The organism is Pseudomonas sp. MWU318 (assembly GCF_016756945.1).
Classification (GTDB): Bacteria; Pseudomonadota; Gammaproteobacteria; order Pseudomonadales; family Pseudomonadaceae; genus Aquipseudomonas; species Aquipseudomonas putida_A.
In genome coordinates this window covers 206373-223428 of sequence record NZ_JAESJL010000009.1, presented here as the reverse complement: position 1 = coordinate 223428, position 17056 = coordinate 206373, and the positions used below count along the sequence as shown (strand labels likewise).

Annotated in this window: 15 protein-coding genes; 7 read left to right on the top strand and 8 right to left on the bottom strand. The window is 62.0% G+C overall.

The window, feature by feature from the left end:
* Window positions 1-68: 68 nt before the first annotated feature.
* From eutC to exaC, 4 genes are all read right to left on the bottom strand, one after another.
* A complete protein-coding gene (gene eutC / locus JN524_RS21325) occupies window positions 69-893 on the bottom strand; it encodes an ethanolamine ammonia-lyase subunit EutC (protein ID WP_202370604.1) in 825 nt (274 codons plus the stop codon).
* Between the two features lie 5 nt (window positions 894-898).
* Entirely contained in the window at window positions 899-2293 is a 1395-nt protein-coding gene (locus JN524_RS21320; protein WP_202370603.1) for an ethanolamine ammonia-lyase subunit EutB, read from the bottom strand.
* A 178-nt stretch (window positions 2294-2471) separates the two neighbouring features.
* A complete protein-coding gene (eat, locus tag JN524_RS21315; protein WP_202370602.1) occupies window positions 2472-3842 on the bottom strand; it encodes an ethanolamine permease in 1371 nt (456 codons plus the stop codon).
* A gap of 302 nt (window positions 3843-4144) precedes the next feature.
* A complete protein-coding gene (gene exaC, locus JN524_RS21310; protein ID WP_025108675.1) occupies window positions 4145-5665 on the bottom strand; it encodes an acetaldehyde dehydrogenase ExaC in 1521 nt (506 codons plus the stop codon).
* Window positions 5666-6144: 479 nt separating this feature from the next.
* On the opposite strand from exaC, the gene JN524_RS21305 reads away from it, so the two are divergent.
* From JN524_RS21305 to JN524_RS21290, 4 genes are all read left to right on the top strand, one after another.
* Window positions 6145-8058: a sigma-54-dependent Fis family transcriptional regulator gene (locus JN524_RS21305; protein WP_202370601.1), complete on the top strand. Its 1914-nt coding sequence runs from the start codon at window positions 6145-6147 to the stop codon at window positions 8056-8058.
* 196 nt (window positions 8059-8254) lie between these two features.
* Window positions 8255-9604 (top strand): UDP-N-acetylmuramate:L-alanyl-gamma-D-glutamyl-meso-diaminopimelate ligase, encoded by a 1350-nt coding sequence (gene mpl / locus JN524_RS21300; protein WP_202370600.1) that lies wholly within the window; start codon window positions 8255-8257, stop codon window positions 9602-9604.
* Window positions 9601-10248 carry a flavin prenyltransferase UbiX gene (ubiX, locus tag JN524_RS21295; RefSeq protein WP_007968137.1) on the top strand — a complete coding sequence of 216 codons (648 nt, stop codon included), beginning with the start codon at window positions 9601-9603 and terminating at the stop codon, window positions 10246-10248. Before mpl ends, ubiX begins: the two co-directional genes overlap by 4 nt.
* Window positions 10241-10525, top strand: a complete 285-nt coding sequence (locus JN524_RS21290; protein WP_202370599.1) for a YceK/YidQ family lipoprotein — start codon at window positions 10241-10243, stop codon at window positions 10523-10525. The genes ubiX and JN524_RS21290 overlap by 8 nt, the downstream gene beginning before the upstream one ends.
* A 180-nt stretch (window positions 10526-10705) precedes the next feature.
* Here the strand turns inward: JN524_RS21290 and JN524_RS21285 are convergent, their stop codons facing one another.
* The 3 genes from JN524_RS21285 to JN524_RS21275 form a co-directional block, all read right to left on the bottom strand.
* Entirely contained in the window at window positions 10706-11347 is a 642-nt protein-coding gene (locus JN524_RS21285; RefSeq protein ID WP_007968134.1) for an oxidoreductase, read from the bottom strand.
* A gap of 27 nt (window positions 11348-11374) precedes the next feature.
* Complete coding sequence (locus tag JN524_RS21280; protein WP_202370598.1) at window positions 11375-13102, bottom strand: C13 family peptidase; 1728 nt, start codon at window positions 13100-13102, stop codon at window positions 11375-11377.
* Between the two features lie 110 nt (window positions 13103-13212).
* Window positions 13213-13668: a MaoC family dehydratase gene (locus JN524_RS21275; RefSeq protein WP_003228575.1), complete on the bottom strand. Its 456-nt coding sequence runs from the start codon at window positions 13666-13668 to the stop codon at window positions 13213-13215.
* Window positions 13669-13848: 180 nt separating this feature from the next.
* Between JN524_RS21275 and JN524_RS21270 the strand changes: the two genes are divergently transcribed.
* The 3 genes from JN524_RS21270 to JN524_RS21260 are packed head-to-tail and all read left to right on the top strand — an operon-like array spanning window position 13849 to window position 15528.
* A complete protein-coding gene (locus JN524_RS21270) occupies window positions 13849-14211 on the top strand; it encodes a CidA/LrgA family protein (protein ID WP_007960615.1) in 363 nt (120 codons plus the stop codon).
* The gene (locus JN524_RS21265) at window positions 14211-14927 is read left to right on the top strand and encodes an LrgB family protein (RefSeq protein WP_007960614.1); all 717 of its coding nucleotides are present in this window, start codon (window positions 14211-14213) and stop codon (window positions 14925-14927) included. The genes JN524_RS21270 and JN524_RS21265 overlap by 1 nt, the downstream gene beginning before the upstream one ends.
* 10 nt (window positions 14928-14937) lie before the next feature.
* A complete protein-coding gene (locus JN524_RS21260) occupies window positions 14938-15528 on the top strand; it encodes an LON peptidase substrate-binding domain-containing protein (protein WP_007960613.1) in 591 nt (196 codons plus the stop codon).
* Between the two features lie 122 nt (window positions 15529-15650).
* Here JN524_RS21260 and JN524_RS21255 read toward each other — a convergent pair whose 3' ends face one another.
* Window positions 15651-16967 carry a bifunctional DedA family/phosphatase PAP2 family protein gene (locus JN524_RS21255; RefSeq protein WP_202370597.1) on the bottom strand — a complete coding sequence of 439 codons (1317 nt, stop codon included), beginning with the start codon at window positions 16965-16967 and terminating at the stop codon, window positions 15651-15653.
* Window positions 16968-17056: the final 89 nt, after the last annotated feature.

Sequence of the window (17056 nt, the reverse complement as noted above, 5' to 3'; positions counted from 1 at the left end):
ATGGGAAACCCTGCGGCCGTGCATCGATCCTGCCTGAAAGCAGCGCAGAAACGCAATGCGGAAACGGTTCAGGTTGTGGGCGGATCGAGCAGGAAGTTTCCCTTCATGTCTGCACCGGCGTCCGACTCCAGCGTCTGCACCTGTGCTTCGTCCTTCAAATTGACCCCCGACAGCTGCCGCCGGCAGGCTTCGCGCATCAGATACAACAAGCGATGCGCCGCCATGCCGTAGCTCAAGCCCTCAAGCCGCACGTTGGAGATGCAATTGCGGTAGGCATCGGTCAGCCCGACTTTTGGATTGTAGGTGAAATATAAACCGAGGCTGTCGGGCGAACTGAGGCCCGGGCGCTCTCCGATCAGCATCACGACCATTTTTGCACCCAGCAACTGACCGATCTCGTCACCGATGGCGACGCGGCCCTGTTCCACCAGCACTACCGGGGCAAGCGACCAGCCGTCGGCGCTCATCTGCTCCTCCAGGCGGGTCAGAAACGGCAGGGTATGCCGATGCACCGCCAGTGCCGACAGGCCGTCCGCCACCACGATCGCCAGATCGAACCCGCCAGGGTGCGCAGAAGCGTAATCACGCAGGGTCTGCGCCGAGGCGTCGCTGAGCTTGCGCCCAAGATCCGGGCGTTGCAGGTAACTGTTGCGATCGGTCGCCGCGCTGTGCAGCAACAAACTGTCGCGCCCGCGTTCGCTCAGTTGCGCGCTGAGCCCGGCATGATCGAACGGCAGATGCACCGCGTCCCGCGCCTGGGCGTGGGCGAACTGGAAATCCAGCTGGGCGCTGGTCGGCAGGCTGGTGCCGGTGCGGCCGAGGGCGATGCGCGCCGGGGTCAGGCGGCGCAGTTCCAGCCATGGGTTTTGCGGGTCGACAGGCGGTTTTTCCATAACACTCATCCCAGTTGCGCCAGCGCCTGGCGGAAGGCCGGCGGCAGGTTGTTGCCAAAGCGAACCTTGCCGTCCGCCTGGGTGAAAATGCCCATGTTCGCCAGCCATTGCTCGAACTCCGGCGCCGGTTTCAGGCCCAGGGTCTGGCGCGCGTAGAGCGCGTCGTGGAACGAGGTGGTCTGGTAGTTGAGCATGATGTCGTCGGAGCCGGGGATGCCCATGATGAAGTTGATCCCGGCCACACCGAGCAGGGTCAGTAGGGTGTCCATGTCGTCCTGATCGGCTTCGGCATGGTTGGTGTAACAGATGTCGCAGCCCATCGGCACGCCGAGCAACTTGCCACAGAAATGGTCTTCGAGGCCGGCGCGGATGATCTGTTTGCCGTTATAGAGGTACTCCGGGCCAATAAATCCGACCACGGTATTCACCAGAAACGGCTTGAAATGCCGCGCCACGGCGTAGGCCCGGGTCTCGCAGGTCTGCTGGTCGACGCCGTGGTGGGCGTTGGCCGACAGCGCGCTACCCTGGCCAGTCTCGAAATACATCAGGTTCTGCCCGAGGGTGCCGCGCTTCAGACTCAGCCCCGCGTCATAGCCTTCCTGCAATACATTGAGGTTGATGCCGAAACTGGCGTTGGCCGCTTCAGTGCCGGCAATCGACTGGAACACCAGGTCCAGCGGCACACCACGATTGATCGCCTCGATCGAGGTGGTGACGTGGGTCAGCACGCAGGCCTGGGTTGGAATGTCGTAACGCTGGATGATCGCGTCGAGCATCTCCAGCATCGCGCAGATCGAGGCGATGCTGTCGGTGGCCGGGTTGATCCCGATCATCGCGTCGCCGTTGCCGTACAGCAGGCCGTCGAGAATGCTCGCGGCGATGCCGGATGGCTCGTCGGTCGGATGGTTCGGTTGCAGCCGGGTCGACAAGCGCCCGCGCAGGCCGAGGGTGCCGCGAAATTTTGTGACCACGCGGATCTTCTGCGCCACCAACACCAGATCCTGCACGCGCATGATCTTCGACACGGCGGCGACCATTTCCGGGGTCAGACCGGGGGCGAGGGCGCGCAGGCTGGTTTCGTCAGCGGCGTCGCCGAGCAGCCAGTCGCGGAAGCCGCCGACGGTGAGGTGGCTGACCACGGCGAAGGCTTGTTTGTCGTGGGTGTCGATGATCAGTCGGGTGACTTCATCGGCTTCGTAGGGAATCAGCGCTTCCTGCAGAAAATGCGTGAGCGGGATGTCGGCCAGCGCCATTTGTGCAGCCACGCGTTCGCCGTCATTGAGCGCGGCAACGCCGGCCAGAAAGTCACCGGAGCGCGCCGGGCTGGCCTTGGCCATGACGTCCTTGAGGCTGTCGAAGCGGTAGGTCTGGGCTCCGACGGAATGGGCAAATGCGGCCATGCTGTCCTCCTGTAATTGATACACCCCCCTGTAGGAGCTGCCGCAGGCTGCGATCTTTTGACTTTGATTTTCTAAAAACAAGATCAAAAGATCGTCCGAACGCGGCCCGAGCCTTCGGCAGCTCCTACAGGGTTCCAGCACAGTGCCTGGATGGGCGCTGTGCACTTTTATATGGCAGTCAGATACCTTCGAGCATAGCGTCTGCCGGGGCTTTGGCGCGTTGCCTGGCGGTGAGCTGGAAGTACAGATAACCAGCGGCCATGAAGCCCAGGAACACACAGCCGATCAGCGTGTTGAACCACGCCATCGCCACCAGGCACACCACCGCCAGGAACAGCGCAATCGCCGGCACCACCGGGTAGCCCGGGGCGCGGAAGGTGCGCTCCAGGTTCGGTTCGGTTTTGCGCAGCTTGAACAGGCTGAGCATGCTGATGATGTACATCACGATTGCGCCGAACACCGACATGGTGATCATCGCAGCAGTCAGGGTCATGCCTTGCAGATTGACCAGACCATCGCTGTAAATCGCTGCGATACCAATCACACCACCAGCCAGAATCGCCCGGTGCGGGGTCTGGAAGCGCGACAGCTTGGCCAGGCTTTTTGGCAGGTAACCGGCGCGGGCCAGGGCGAAGAACTGTCGCGAGTAACCGAGGATGATCCCGTGGAAACTCGCCACCAGGCCGAACAGGCCGATCCACACCAACATGTGCATCCAAGATGAGTTGTTGCCGACCACCGCTTTCATTGCCTGTGGCAGCGGGTCATTGATGTTCGACAGTTGACGCCAGTCGCCGACGCCGCCGGCCATCACCATCACGCCGATGGCAAGGAACACCAGGGTCAGGATGCCGCTGACGTAGGCCTTGGGAATCGTGCGTTTCGGATCCTTGGCTTCTTCGGCGGCCATGGCGGCGCCTTCGATGGCGAGGAAGAACCAGATCGCGAACGGGATCGCGGCAAAGATTCCGGGGATCGAGCCCATGCTGAACTCGTTGGCACCCGACCAGCCGTTGAGCACAAAGTTGCTGAAGCTGAAGCCCGGTGCGACCACGCCCATGAACACCAGCAGCTCGGCGACCGCCAGCACGGTGACCACCAGCTCAAAAGTCGCGGCGATGCTGACGCCGAGGATGTTCAGGGTCATGAACACGAAATACGCGCCGACCGCCGCAACCTTCGGATCTAGCTCCGGGTACTGCACATTGAGGTAGGCGCCGATGGCCATGGCGATGGCGGGTGGGGCAAAGACGAATTCGATCAGCGTGGCGATGCCAGCGATCAATCCGCCTTTTTCGCCGAACGCCCGGCGGCTGTAGGCAAACGGCCCGCCTGCGTGGGGAATCGCGGTGGTCAGTTCGGTGAAGCTGAAGATGAAGCAGGTGTACATGGTCGCGACCATCAGCGCCGTGACCAGAAATCCGAGGGTGCCCGCGGTGCCCCAGCCGTAACTCCAGCCGAAGTATTCGCCGGAAATCACCAGGCCGACGGCAATACCCCAGAGGTGCAGGGTGCCGAGTGTGGGTTTGAGCTGTGTGGTGGAAGTCATAAGTCCTCTCTGTTTTTTATTGTTCGATCTGTTGGACTTTCGGGTGCAGTGGTTGCGGTGGATGGATGCTGTTCACGCAGCGGCAGTTTTTGTGCAAAACCTGAATGACGGGTACGCAAGGGCCGTGCCAGAGCGGCCAGGCCTTGTGTTGTGTCATTGAGGACGCCATCGCTGGCAAGCCAGCTCCCACAGGTATCTGTGGTGTGCCCGTTATCGAGATCTGCAAAGATCCCTGTGGGAGCTGGCTTGCCAGCGATAGCTATTTGGAGGGCGACACAGAATCATCTGTGTCGCCCCGGGTTTTAGAAGAAGCCCAACGGATTGATGTCGTAGCTCACCAGCAGGTTTTTCGTCTGCTGGTAGTGATCGAGCATCATCTTGTGGGTTTCACGGCCGACGCCGGACTTCTTGTACCCGCCGAACGCGGCGTGCGCCGGATACAGGTGGTAGCAGTTGGTCCACACACGACCGGCTTTGATCGCGCGGCCCATGCGGTAGGCGCGGTTAATGTCGCGGGTCCACAGTCCGGCGCCGAGGCCGAACTCGGTGTCGTTGGCGATCGCCAGGGCTTCGGCTTCGTCTTTGAAGGTGGTGATGCTTACCACCGGGCCGAAGATTTCTTCCTGGAACACGCGCATTTTGTTGGTGCCCTTGAGCAGGGTCGGCTGGATGTAATAGCCGGTCGCCAGATTGCCCTCGAGTTTTTCCACCTTGCCGCCGGTCAGCAGCTCGGCGCCTTCGCCCTTGGCGATTTCCAGGTACGACAGAATCTTGTCGAATTGCTGCTCGGACGCCTGCGCGCCGACCATGGTGTCGGTGTCGAGCGGGTCGCCGCGTTTGATCTGCAGGACTTTCTTCATCACCACTTGCATGAATTCGTCGTAGATCGATTCCTGTACCAGCGCGCGGGACGGGCAGGTGCAGACTTCGCCCTGGTTGAAGAACGCCAGCACCAGACCTTCGGCAGCCTTCTCGATGAAGGTTGGTTCGGCCTGCATGATGTCTTCGAAGAAGATGTTCGGCGACTTGCCGCCCAGTTCCACGGTCGACGGAATGATGTTCTCGGCGGCGCATTTCATGATGTGCGAGCCGACCGGGGTCGAGCCGGTGAAGGCGATCTTGGCGATGCGTTTGCTGGTGGCCAGGGCTTCGCCGGCTTCTTTGCCGAAACCTTGCACCACGTTGAGCACGCCCGGTGGCAGCAGATCACCGATCAGCTCCATCAGCACGCAGATGCCCAACGGGGTTTGCTCGGCAGGCTTGAGTACCACGCAGTTGCCTGCAGCCAGTGCCGGGGCGAGTTTCCACGCGGCCATCAGCAGCGGGAAGTTCCACGGGATGATCTGCCCGACCACGCCCAGCGGTTCATGGATGTGATAGGCCACGGTGTTGCCGTCGATTTCGGCAGCGCTGCCTTCCTGCGCGCGCAGGCAACCGGCGAAGTAGCGGAAATGGTCGGCTGCCAGCGGGATGTCGGCGTTGAGGGTTTCGCGGATGGCTTTGCCGTTGTCCCAGGTTTCGGTGATCGCCAGCAGTTCGAGGTTCTGTTCGATGCGGTCGGCGATTTTCAGCAGGATCAGCGAGCGCGCCTGCACCGACGTCGCGCCCCACGCATCGGCAGCAGCGTGGGCGGCGTCCAGCGCCTTGTCGATATCTTCGGCAGTGGAGCGAGGGAATTCGGCAATCGGCTGGCCATTCACTGGCGAGGTATTGGTGAAGTACTGACCTTTGACAGGCGCGACGAACTCGCCGCCGATGTAGTTACCGTACTTGCTCTTGAACGAGACTTTGGCGCCTTCAGTACCGGGGTGAGCGTAACGCATGATGTTGTTCTCCTTGGCTTTGTACTTATTAGAGAAACGCGCAAGTGCGCTTGCTATAAGCGTAGAGCAAAGCTCGGGCCACTGCCGTGCAGGGCAGGCAAATCAAGGCCTTGCGTGGTTTGTGTCGGACGGGCGGACGGTGCCTGTGATGGTTTCGGTACAGATCGGGTGACAGTTTGTACCGCTTTTGGCACAGCCAGTGACCGGGTGGTCTTGCCAGCATTGCAATGCGCCGATGGCTGGAGGATGCTGACTGCCAATCGCCCAGATGCACCCTTGTGGCGAGGGGATTTAGCGAAACGTCGCACCGCCCCGATCGGCTGCGCAGCAGTCGTAAATCCGGTGTACGCGGTGAATCTAAGAAGCCACGTTGGTTTGATTGGGGCTGCTTCGCACCCCATCGGGGATAAATCCCCTCACCACAAGGTATGTGCCAGCCAATAAAGAGGCGGCACTGATCTCGGGGAGAATAATAAGAAATGCACGACAACCATTTGAGTCGCCATGCCCAGCAGGTTCTCACCGTCAGTCAGGGCAAGCCGCACCTGCACGGGCCCGGTGCCGATCCGTCGATTGCCCGCTCGTGGCTGCGCTGTCTTGAGGACTATCACCTCGATCCGGCCCTGACCATGGCGCCCACCGTGCTCGAACACGGGCGCGTGCTGGAAAGCCGAGAACGCCTGCAACAGGTGTTGCAGATCGCCGGCAATGAAATGAGCAGCCTGCATCAACAACTGTCCGGCGCCGGCCACGCGGTGCTATTGACCGATGCGCGCGGGGTGATCCTCAACTGCGTCACCGCGCCGGCCGAGCGCAAGATTTTCGAACGCGCCGGTCTCTGGCTCGGCGCCGACTGGAGCGAAGCCTGCGAAGGCACCAACGGCATCGGCACCTGCCTGGTCGAACGGCAGGCACTGACCATTCATCAGGACGAACACTTTCGCGGACGTCACACCGGCCTGACCTGCTCGGCGAGCCCGGTGTTCGACCCGCACGGTGAACTGCTCGCGGTGCTCGACGTGTCCTCGGCGCGCCACGATGTCTCGCGGCAGAGCCAGTTCCACACCATGGCGCTGGTCAATCTGTCGGCGAAGATGATCGAGAGCTGCTATTTCCTGCGCTGCTTCGATAACCAATGGCTGCTGCGTTTTCATCTGCAGGCCGAATCCGTCGGCTTGTTCAGCGAAGGGCTGCTGGCGTTTGACGGGGAAGGGCGGATCAGCGCGGTCAACCAGAGCGCGCTGAACCTGCTCGGGCATATTCGCGGTGGTTTGCTCGGCAAACCGGTGGAAGCGTTTTTCGATTGTTCGCTGGATGAGCTGCTCGGTCGTGCCAGCGCCAATGCCAGCGCCAGTTGGCCGCTGCGCACCCGCGACGGGCGGCACCTGTTCGCCTTGCTGCGTGGCGAATCGCGCAAACCGGCGCCGATCATGCCGGCCCCGGTCGTGGCCAAAGCTCAGCCACTGGTGGGCATCTGCCTTGGTGACGCGGCGCTGCAAGCGGATTTCCGCAAGGCGCTGCGGGTGTTCGAACGCGACGTGCCGCTGCTGATCAACGGTGAGACCGGCTCCGGCAAGGAAGCCTTTGCCAAGGCTGTGCATCACGCCAGCCAGCGCGCCAGCAAAGCCTTCGTCGCCCTCAATTGTGCGGCGATCCCGGAAAGCCTGATCGAGAGCGAGCTGTTCGGTTATCGCGGCGGCAGTTTCACCGGCGCGCGCAAGGACGGCATGCGCGGCAAGCTGCAGCAGGCCGATGGCGGCACGTTGTTCCTCGATGAAATCGGCGACATGCCGCTGGCGCTGCAAACCCGGTTGTTGCGAGTGCTGGAAGACCGGCAGGTGGTGCCGATTGGCGGCGAGCCGGAAGCGGTCAACGTGCGGATCATCAGCGCCACGCACCGTAATCTGCTGGAGCGGGTCGAAGGCGGCAGCTTCCGTGAAGATCTGTATTACCGGCTGAATGGGTTGGAGGTCGCGCTGCCGGCGCTGCGTCAGCGTAGCGACAAGTCGCAGTTGCTGGATTTCCTGCTGGCCGAGGAGGCCGGTGGAGAAACAATCGTGATCGAAGAGACGGCACGTCAGGCGTTGCTGGCGTTCAACTGGCCGGGCAACGTGCGGCAGTTGCGCAATGTCCTGCGCACGCTGGCGGCGTTGTGCGATGAAGGATGGATCGGGCTGGAGGATTTGCCGGCGATGATTCGCCAGGCGCAGCCAACGCTGGAGCTGAAGACGGTTGAGTCCGGGCATCCGCTGGAGGACGCCGAACGCCTGGCGTTGCTCAATGCGCTGGAGCAAACGCGCTGGCACATGACTCACACCGCCGAGCAACTCGGCGTGAGCCGCAACACCCTCTACAGAAAGCTGCGCAAACACGGCATCGCCCGAACCGCATAAATCCCCCTGTAGGAGCTGCCGAAGGCTGCGATCTTTTGATCTTGTTCTTTACAGGATCAAAAGATCGCAGCCTCGTTGCACTCGTCAGCTCCTACAGGTGGGGTAGTGATCGTGGTGGTGGGTGATGGGGATCAGCTAAAGAGTGCGATTTTCCCCACCCTACGCTAACCTGCGGCCATGTTTTACGAGGTCGACTATGCACATTCATATTCTGGGTATCTGCGGGACTTTCATGGGCTCGATGGCGGTTCTGGCCAAAGAGCTGGGCCATCACGTGACCGGCTCCGACGCCAACGTCTATCCGCCGATGAGCACGCAGCTTGAGGCCCAGGGCATTCAACTGACCCAAGGCTACGACCCGGCCCAGCTCGATCCGGCGCCGGATCTGGTGGTGATCGGCAACGCCATGTCCCGCGGCAACCCGGCGGTGGAGTATGTGCTGAACAAAGGCCTGCCGTACGTCTCCGGCCCGCAATGGCTGGCCGATCACGTGCTGCAAGGGCGCTGGGTGCTGGCGGTCGCCGGTACGCACGGCAAGACCACCACCAGCAGCATGCTCGCCTGGGTGCTGGAACACGCCGGCATGAGCCCGGGGTTCCTGATCGGCGGCGTGCCGCAGAATTTCTCGGTGTCCGCACGTCTGGGCGGTACGCCGTTTTTCGTGATCGAGGCCGACGAGTACGACAGCGCGTTTTTCGACAAGCGTTCGAAGTTTGTCCACTACCGTCCGCGTACCGCGATCCTCAACAACCTTGAGTTCGATCACGCCGACATCTTCCCTGATCTGCCAGCGATCGAGCGGCAGTTCCACCATTTGGTGCGGACTATTCCGAGCGAAGGTCTGGTGATCCACCCGACCACCGAACCGGCCTTGCAGCGCGTGATTGAAATGGGCTGCTGGACTCCGGTGCAGACCACCGGCGTCGGCGGTCAGTGGCAGGTCAAGTTGCTCAAGGACGATGGCTCGGCGTTCGAAGTGATGTTCGAAGGCGTGTCCCAGGGCACTGTCGAATGGGAGCTGACCGGTCAGCACAACGTCGCCAACGCCTTGGCTGCGCTGGCAGCGGCGCGGCATGTCGGTGTGGTGCCTGCGATGGGCATCGCCGGGTTGAGCGCATTCAAGAACGTCAAGCGCCGGATGGAGAAAGTCGCCGAAGTACGCGGCATCACCATCTACGACGACTTCGCCCACCACCCGACTGCGATCGCCACCACCCTCGATGGCTTGCGCAAGCGCATCGGCGACGCACCGCTGATCGCGATCATCGAGCCGCGCTCCAACTCGATGAAGCTCGGCGCGCACCGTGACGGTCTGCCGGACAGCGTGGTCGATGCCGATCAAGTGATCTGGTACGCCCCGGCCAACCTCGGTTGGGATCTGGGCGCCACCGCCGCGCTGTGCAGCGTGCCATCGATTGTCAGCGACTCGCTGGAAGGCATCATCGAACGCGTGAAGAGCCAAGCCCAGCCCGGCACTCACGTGGTGATCATGAGCAACGGCGGTTTCGGCGGCCTGCACGGCAAACTCGCCGAGGCGCTGAAATGAACACTTTTGCCCAGAGCGGCGGCCCGGAACGCATCACGCTGGCGATGACCGGCGCGTCCGGCGCGCAGTACGGATTGCGCCTGCTCGATTGTCTGGTGCGTGAAGATCGCGAAGTGCACTTCCTGATCTCCAAGGCTGCGCAACTGGTGATGGCCACTGAGACCGATGTCACGCTGCCGCCCAAGCCGCAGATGATGCAGGCGTTCCTTACCGAATACACCGGGGCGGCCGCCGGTCAGATCCGTGTGTACGGCAAGGAAGACTGGATGTCGCCGGTAGCCTCGGGCTCCGGCGCACCGGCGGCGATGGTGGTGGTGCCGTGTTCCACCGGCACCTTGTCGGCGATTGCCACCGGTGCCTGCAACAACCTGATCGAGCGCGCGGCGGACGTCACCTTGAAGGAGCGGCGCCAGTTGATTCTGGTGCCGCGCGAAGCACCGTATTCGAGCATTCATCTGGAGCACATGCTCAAGCTGTCGAACATGGGCGTGACCATCCTGCCGGCCTCGCCGGGTTTCTATCACCAGCCGCAGACCATCGACGACCTGATCGATTTCGTCGTGGCGCGGATTCTCAATCTGCTGGGCATTCCACAGGACATGCTGCCGCGTTGGGGCGAGCATCATCTGAGCAGCGATGAATAAGCTGTTGATGATTGCGCTGGCGCTGCAACTGGCCGGCTGCGCCACAGCGCGTACGCTGGATGCCGCCAAACAGGGGGCGCCGGTGGTGTATTCCGGGACGCGCCTGGATTTGTACGCGATGAATGGCGGGTGCTGCGCGATGGATCGCTTCGGGGCTGAGGCACCGAGTTATCCGGGAGTGGACCTGCCGGCGAGTGCGTTGCTCGATACGCTGCTGTTGCCGTTGTCATTGCTTACGGTGATCGGCGTGGGGTTTCAGGCGACGGGCGGATTGTAAATCAAAAGATCGCAGCCTTCGGCAGCTCCTACAGGGTTAACGGAAATCCCGTGTAGGAGCTGCCGAAGGCTGCGATCTTTTGATTCTGGGAGTGCGTTGCACTCCAGCGCCAGCAGGTATACGCGGTGCAAATGTGGGAGCGGGCTTGCCCGCGAAGAGGCCAGCCCAGACACCACAAAACTATTTGCCGAGCTTGCGCAGCTCATCCGACTCGACGATCCGCACCCCATCCTGTTCTTCCAGCGCCAGGCGCCACATCGCCCGGGCCAGTTGGCAGGCTTCGATACCGCGGTACTTGCCGGGAATCAGTTTGGAAAACGGCGCGGCCAGCTGTTCGCCCAGGCGCGGCTCGGTGCGATCGCCCAGCAACAGCGATGGCCGGCAGATGGTCAGTTGCGGCCAGTCCTGCGCGCGCAACGCCTGCTCCATTTCGCCTTTGACCCGGTTGTAGAAAATCGACGATTTCGGATCGGCGCCCAGCGCGCTGATCACGATCAGGTGCCGCGCGCCCATCTCCCGCGCACGTTTGGCGAAGGCCACGACCATGTCCAGATCCACCGCGCGGAACGCGGCTTCGGAACCCGCCTGCTTGATGGTGGTGCCGAGGCAGCAATAGGCGATATCGACGCGACCACTGAGTTGCGGCAGAAACGCCTGTGGGTCGCCCACCGGGTTTTCCAGGTGCGGATGCTCCGCCAATGGACGACGGGACGGGGCGAGCACGCGGGTGATCGTCGGCTCGTTGAGCAAACGGTCGAGCAGATGTTCACCGGTCAGTCCGGTGGCTCCGGCAAGCAATACGTGCTGAGGCGTCAAGTACATAGTGTTTCTCCCTTGATACTGTTCAGCTTAGTTGCTGTTTGTTGCTCCGTCGTTCAATGCAGCACTCTGCAACGCTTTTCTTGCCTGCTGTTTACGCAGCAGTTGCCAGTGCGCCAGCACGGTTTTCGGTGCCCAGATCTGTGGCTCCGAAGCTTCGAAGTTGTCCGCCAGTTCGCGCTCGGCGACGGTGGCCTTGGCCAGTTTGAAGGCCTGCTCCAGATCGTCGGTCTGGTTCAGAGCCTGAGCGAACAAGGCATCGCCGAAGTAGGTGAAGTTGGCTTCTTCGGAGCAACCGAACGACACGCGGTCGGCGCGCGAGGCGGTCATGATCAGGGTGCGCTCATCTTTCAGCGCGGGGATGAAGCCGCCGGAATAGCACGATGAGATCACGATCACCTTGTCGCGATTTTTCAGTGGCGCAAGCACGGCGGCGAGTTCGTCGGCGGGCAGATCGGCGAGCTCCATGCGCGGCTGATCGAGCACCAGTTCGTGTTCGGCGGTGCCGTGGCTGGTCAGGTAGATGAACACCAGGTCTTCCGGGCCGCTGCGTTCAGCGAGGGTCTGCGCGGCGCGGCGCAGGTTTTCGCGAGTGGCCATCGGCCGGTCGACGAGGTGGTCGCGGTGGTTGACCAGACGAATCTGGCCATAAGCGCCGAAACGCGTAGTGAGCATGTTGGCGACGTAATCGGACTCGCGCAGGAACACGCTTTGCTTGCCGTCGCCGCCGAGGGTCAGGGTGTACAGCTCGACTGCCGGCGTCGAGGCGGGCACGGCGGCCAGTGCGTCATCAAGCAGACGCCCTTGGGCCAGCAAGCCGAGTTCGAGGGTGTCGGGCAACAGCTTGCCGTCGGCGTCACGTACGCGCTGGCCGTTGATCCACGTGCCGCTGAGCACGGTGCCGTCAGTCAGCACCAGAGTGCCGCGCCCGGCGTAGCTGTCGCCGTCGAACCCGCCGATGTAGAAGCTGCCGTCAGACAGGTTCAAACGGCCCTGGCCGCTGAAGCGCCAGTCGTTGAAGTAGCCGATGTAGTGGCTGCCGTCGGCGCCGATCAATTCGCCCTTGCCGGTCAGCGCGCCTTCCTTGAACTGGCCGAGCCACACGTCGCCGTCGGCGTTCTCGTAGCGGCCCTTGCCGTGCAGCTGGCTGTTCTTGAAGCCGCCGACATAGATGTCGCCATCGGCACTGTTGAACGTGCCATTGCCTTCGAGCTGACCGTTGACGAAATGGCCGCTGAACGTATTGCCGCTGGCGTCGCCGCGCTGGCCTTCGCCGTTGGGTTTGCCGTGGGCGAACTGGCCTTGATAGGAGCTGCCGTCGTCCATTTCCAGACGGCCCAGCCCGGAATACTGGTCAGCCTTGAACTCGCCACGGTAGGTCATGGCGTTTTCCTTGAGGGTGCCTTCGCCATCGCGCCGGCCCTGCTTGAAACCGCCGGTGTAACTGCTGGCGCTGGTGGTCAGGCTGCCCTGGCCATCGAACAGACCCTGCTGAAACTGGCCGCGATAGACTTCGCCGTTGCTGCCGTGCCACTCGCCCTGGCCATGCCATTGGCCCTTGTCGAACTGCCCGGCGTACCAACTGCCGTTGGGGTAGTCGACGCGGCCCTGGCCTTGCAGCAAGCCGTTGACCAGTTCACCGCGATAGCGTCCGCCGTCCGGCAGCCGTGCATCCGGGGGCAACAGCGATTCGCCGTCGCCGCACGCGGTGAGCATCAGGGTCAGGGCAAGGGGTGCAAGAGAAGCGAGTGGGCGCATAGCGGGATCCGGGCAATTAGGCGACCGAGTATGCCGCAGCTATGTGACCTTATACAGCCGGGAAAACAGCGCTGATGCGAAACAGCGTGCGCTGTTTCGCATCCCGTGACTCAAACGAAGCAGAGCGACAACGGTTCGGCGATATAGGCCGGTTTGTCCGAGCCTTCTATCTCAAGCGTCGCGGTGGCCTTGAGCAGCCATTGACCGGGTTTTTTCTCGGTCACTTCGGCCAGATCGACTTTCAGGCGCACTTTTGAATTGACCTTCACCGGCTGGATGAAACGCACGCTGTCCAGACCGTAATTGACCACCATCTTCAGGCCTTGCGGCAGCACGAGGATGTCTTCCATCAGTTTCGGGATCAGCGACAACGACAGGAAACCGTGGGCAATGGTGCTGCCAAAAGGCGTTTGCGCGGCTTTGACCGGATCGACATGGATGAACTGATAATCCCCGGTGGCTTCGGCGAACAGGTTGATGCGCTCCTGATCGATGGTGAGCCATTCGGAACGTCCGAGTTCCTTGCCGACATAATCTTTGAGCTCTGCAACGGGAACATAGGGCATTGAGACTCTCCTTGGGTTCATCGGTTTTATAGTTTTTCAGGTGGGGGATTTGACCGCCCTGCGAACCACTGTAGATCAACATGGCGATTTGCTCCGGTCAACCTGCCATGCTTTTGGCGAATGCCGATCCATAGCGCTGCCGTGCTTATAATGCCGAGGACTTGCGGGGGGAGATGTCTGATGTTGTTACGTGGCCTGACCATGCTGGTGCTGTTCCAATTGCTCGGCACGGCACTCAACCATTTGCTGTTGCCGGTACTGCCGGGGCCGATCATCGGCCTGCTGCTGTTGCTGGTTTTCCTGATCATTCGCGGTGAAGTCGGCGAGCCGCTGAACCTCGCGGCCGGCAGTCTGCTGCGTTATCTGCCGTTGCTGCTGGTGCCGCCGGCGGTGGGCGTGATGGTTTATGCGAGCGACATTGCCGCTGACTTCTGGGCAATTGTCGGCGCGCTGGTGCTGTCGTTGATTCTGTCGATGGCCTTCGCCGGGGTGCTGATGCAACGGCTGGTCAAGCGTCACGCGCCGAACTCGGAGGACGCTTGATGCTCTTCGATTGGCAAGGTGCCTGGGCTTCGGTCATTCATCATCCGCTGTTCGGCATCGGCATCACCCTCGGTGCCTATCAACTGGTGCTGGCGGCGTTCGAGAAAACCCGCTGGATCTTTCTGCAACCGGTGCTGGTCTCCATGCTGTTGGTGATCGGCGTGCTGGTCGGTTGCGGCCTGACCTACGCCGAGTACCGCAAGAGCACCGAAATCCTCAGCATTCTGCTGGGCCCGGCGACGGTGGCGCTGGCGGTGCCGTTGTATCTGAACCTCAAGCGCATCCGCCAATTGTTCTGGCCGATTTTTACTACGCTGGTGATAGGCGGTGTAGTCGCCACGGGCATGGGCGTGTTGCTCGGCTGGTGGTTCGGTGCCGAGCACATGATCCTGATGACCATGGCGCCGAAGTCGGTGACCTCGCCGATTGCCATGCTGGTGGCCGAGCAGATCGGTGGCGTGGCGGCGCTGGCGGCGGTGTTCGTGCTGATCACTGGGGTGATCGGCGCGATCTTCGGCCCGGCGCTGCTGACCCGGCTCGGCGTGCACAGCCCCGAGGCGCGCGGCATGGCGCTGGGCATGACCGCGCACGCGGTTGGCACGTCGGTGGCGTTGCAGGAAAGCGATGAGTGCGGCGCCTTCGCGGCGCTGGCGATGAGTCTGATGGGCGTGGCCACGGCGGTGTTCCTGCCGTTGGCGGTGTCGATGGTGGTGTAAGGAAATGTCTATGAGTCTGCCGCTTTTTCCGCTCAACACAGTGCTGTTCCCCGGCTGCAACCTCGACTTGCAGATCTTCGAGGCGCGCTACCTGGACATGATCGGCCGCTGCATGAAACAGGGCGGCGGTTTCGGCGTGGTGTGCATCCTCGATGGCCATGAAGTCGGCGTTGCCCCAGAAGGCTTTGCGCTGGTCGGCTGCGAGGCGCGGATCACCGATTTCCAGCAACAGGACAACGGTCTGCTGGGGATCCGGGTGCAGGGCGGGCGGCGTTTTCAGGTGTTGCGCACGGAAGTGCAGCGCGATCAGTTGATCCTTGCGGATGTCGAGTGGCTGGACGATGAGCCGGAGCAACCGTTGCAGGACGAAGACGCCGATCTGGTGGCGCTGCTCAAGGCCTTGGCCGAGCACCCGATGGTCGAGGCGTTGAACATGGGCACCGAAGCGCTGGGGCAGCAGTCGCTGGCCAATCAGCTGGCGTATCTGCTGCCGTTCGCCGAAGAAGACAAGATCGACCTGCTGCAACTCGACGATCCGCAGCAGCGACTGGATGCGATCCAGGCGCTGCTTGATGAGCTGCAGGGCGAATTGTTCGCCTGATCCATCGAAAAAGATCGCAGCCTGCGGCAGCTCCTACATGGGTTTGGTTTGACATGCGCACGATGGCGCTGTGTGAACGAAATACCGTGTAGGAGCTGCCGCAGGCTGCGATCTTTTGATTCTCAATAAGCGTAACGCAACATCGTGTCCGGCAAATGCCGCAGAACGAACAGGCTGAACAACGCCAGCAGCGCCGGCAGAATCAGCCACCAGACCTTGAACGGCATGGCGTTGAGCGGTGCCTTGCGCTGACTCAGCCACAAGCCCGCCGCACATACGCATGCCGCCAGCATTGCGCCGGCCAGAATATCCGTCGGCCAGTGCGCCCCCAGATAAACCCGTGACAAAGCAATCGACAGCGCTGGAATACAGCCGAGCAGCAGCCAGGTCAGGCGCATGCGCGGCGGTTGTCCGCGACCGGCGAGAACCGCCAGCACCAGAAACAGCGCAAACGAACCGGAGGCATGGCCGCTGGGCATGCTGTAGCTGGTCAGCGGATCGGTCAGCACTTCCGGGCGGACCCGGGCGAAAAACTGTTTGGTGACGGTATTGAGCAGCGCCGTGCACAGCAGCGTACCGCCGGCAAAAATCGCCTGACGCCATTGCCGGCAAAGCAGCAACAGACCGGTGAGCAGGGCGCTGAACATCAACATATTGCGGAATTCACCGATCAGGGTGAAGGTCACCGCGATTTCATCGAGCATCGGCTGACGATGTTCCTGCACCAGGGTCATCACGCCCTGGTCGAGGGCGTGCAGGTACGGATAGCCAATAAACAGGCCGATCAGAATCAACAGGCTCATGCTGCTGATCCAGATCGTCGCCCGGCGATGCTGGCGCAAGCTGCTGTTGACGCTCATGCCGACCATCACCGCAATACTGGCGGCAACGATGCCGGCCTGCAGCCAGAAACCTTCCGGCAGCGGCAAGCGGATCGCCGCGCCGGTGGCCCAGCCCGGCAGCAGGTAGGCGACGCTCCAGCCGGCGGCGGCCAGCAGGCTGACGGCGGCGAAACGCGGGAAAGGCATGTCGCACATCCCGGCAACCATCGGCAACATCGGCCGCAGCGGGCCAATGAAGCGGCCGACCAGCAGACTGGCGATGCCGTAACGCTGGAAGTAGGTTTCGGCCCCGGCCATCCATTCCGGATGGTGGCGCAGCCCCGGCAGGCGGCGAATGTTCTGGTGGAAGTGACGGCCCAGGTAATAGGACACCGCATCGCCCAGAATCCCGCCGAGAAAGCCCAGCAGCAGGGTTTCACTCAACGACAGTGCGCCGCTGCCGGCCAGTACGGCCACGGCAAACAACAGCACGGTGCCAGGCACGATTATTCCGGCAATGGCCAGACACTCCACGAATGCGACGATAAACACCGCAGCGGCCAGCCACTGCGGATTGGCCGCCAGCCATCCGGTCACGCTATCGAGCCATGGGCCCATACCAAAAAACTCCAAACCATTGATGATCCCTACGTAGGAGCTGCCGCAGGCTGCGATCCTTTGATCTGTTAAAAGCAAAGATCGCAGCC

Excerpts from the sequence above, each read along its gene's own strand:
- JN524_RS21290 (WP_202370599.1), top strand. The coding sequence starts at position 10,241 with ATGAATAAGCTGTTGATGATTGCGCTGGCGCTGCAACTGGCCGGCTGC.
- JN524_RS21265 (WP_007960614.1), top strand. The coding sequence starts at position 14,211 with ATGCTCTTCGATTGGCAAGGTGCCTGGGCTTCGGTCATTCATCATCCG.
- JN524_RS21305 (WP_202370601.1), top strand. The coding sequence starts at position 6,145 with ATGCACGACAACCATTTGAGTCGCCATGCCCAGCAGGTTCTCACCGTC.
- eutC (WP_202370604.1), bottom strand. The coding sequence starts at position 893 with ATGGAAAAACCGCCTGTCGACCCGCAAAACCCATGGCTGGAACTGCGC.
- JN524_RS21285 (WP_007968134.1), bottom strand. The coding sequence starts at position 11,347 with ATGTACTTGACGCCTCAGCACGTATTGCTTGCCGGAGCCACCGGACTG.
- JN524_RS21280 (WP_202370598.1), bottom strand. The coding sequence starts at position 13,102 with ATGCGCCCACTCGCTTCTCTTGCACCCCTTGCCCTGACCCTGATGCTC.
- JN524_RS21270 (WP_007960615.1), top strand. The coding sequence starts at position 13,849 with ATGTTGTTACGTGGCCTGACCATGCTGGTGCTGTTCCAATTGCTCGGC.
- exaC (WP_025108675.1), bottom strand. The coding sequence starts at position 5,665 with ATGCGTTACGCTCACCCCGGTACTGAAGGCGCCAAAGTCTCGTTCAAG.
- eat (WP_202370602.1), bottom strand. The coding sequence starts at position 3,842 with ATGACTTCCACCACACAGCTCAAACCCACACTCGGCACCCTGCACCTC.
- JN524_RS21255 (WP_202370597.1), bottom strand. The coding sequence starts at position 16,967 with ATGGGCCCATGGCTCGATAGCGTGACCGGATGGCTGGCGGCCAATCCG.
- JN524_RS21260 (WP_007960613.1), top strand. The coding sequence starts at position 14,938 with ATGAGTCTGCCGCTTTTTCCGCTCAACACAGTGCTGTTCCCCGGCTGC.
- mpl (WP_202370600.1), top strand. The coding sequence starts at position 8,255 with ATGCACATTCATATTCTGGGTATCTGCGGGACTTTCATGGGCTCGATG.
- JN524_RS21320 (WP_202370603.1), bottom strand. The coding sequence starts at position 2,293 with ATGGCCGCATTTGCCCATTCCGTCGGAGCCCAGACCTACCGCTTCGAC.
- JN524_RS21275 (WP_003228575.1), bottom strand. The coding sequence starts at position 13,668 with ATGCCCTATGTTCCCGTTGCAGAGCTCAAAGATTATGTCGGCAAGGAA.
- ubiX (WP_007968137.1), top strand. The coding sequence starts at position 9,601 with ATGAACACTTTTGCCCAGAGCGGCGGCCCGGAACGCATCACGCTGGCG.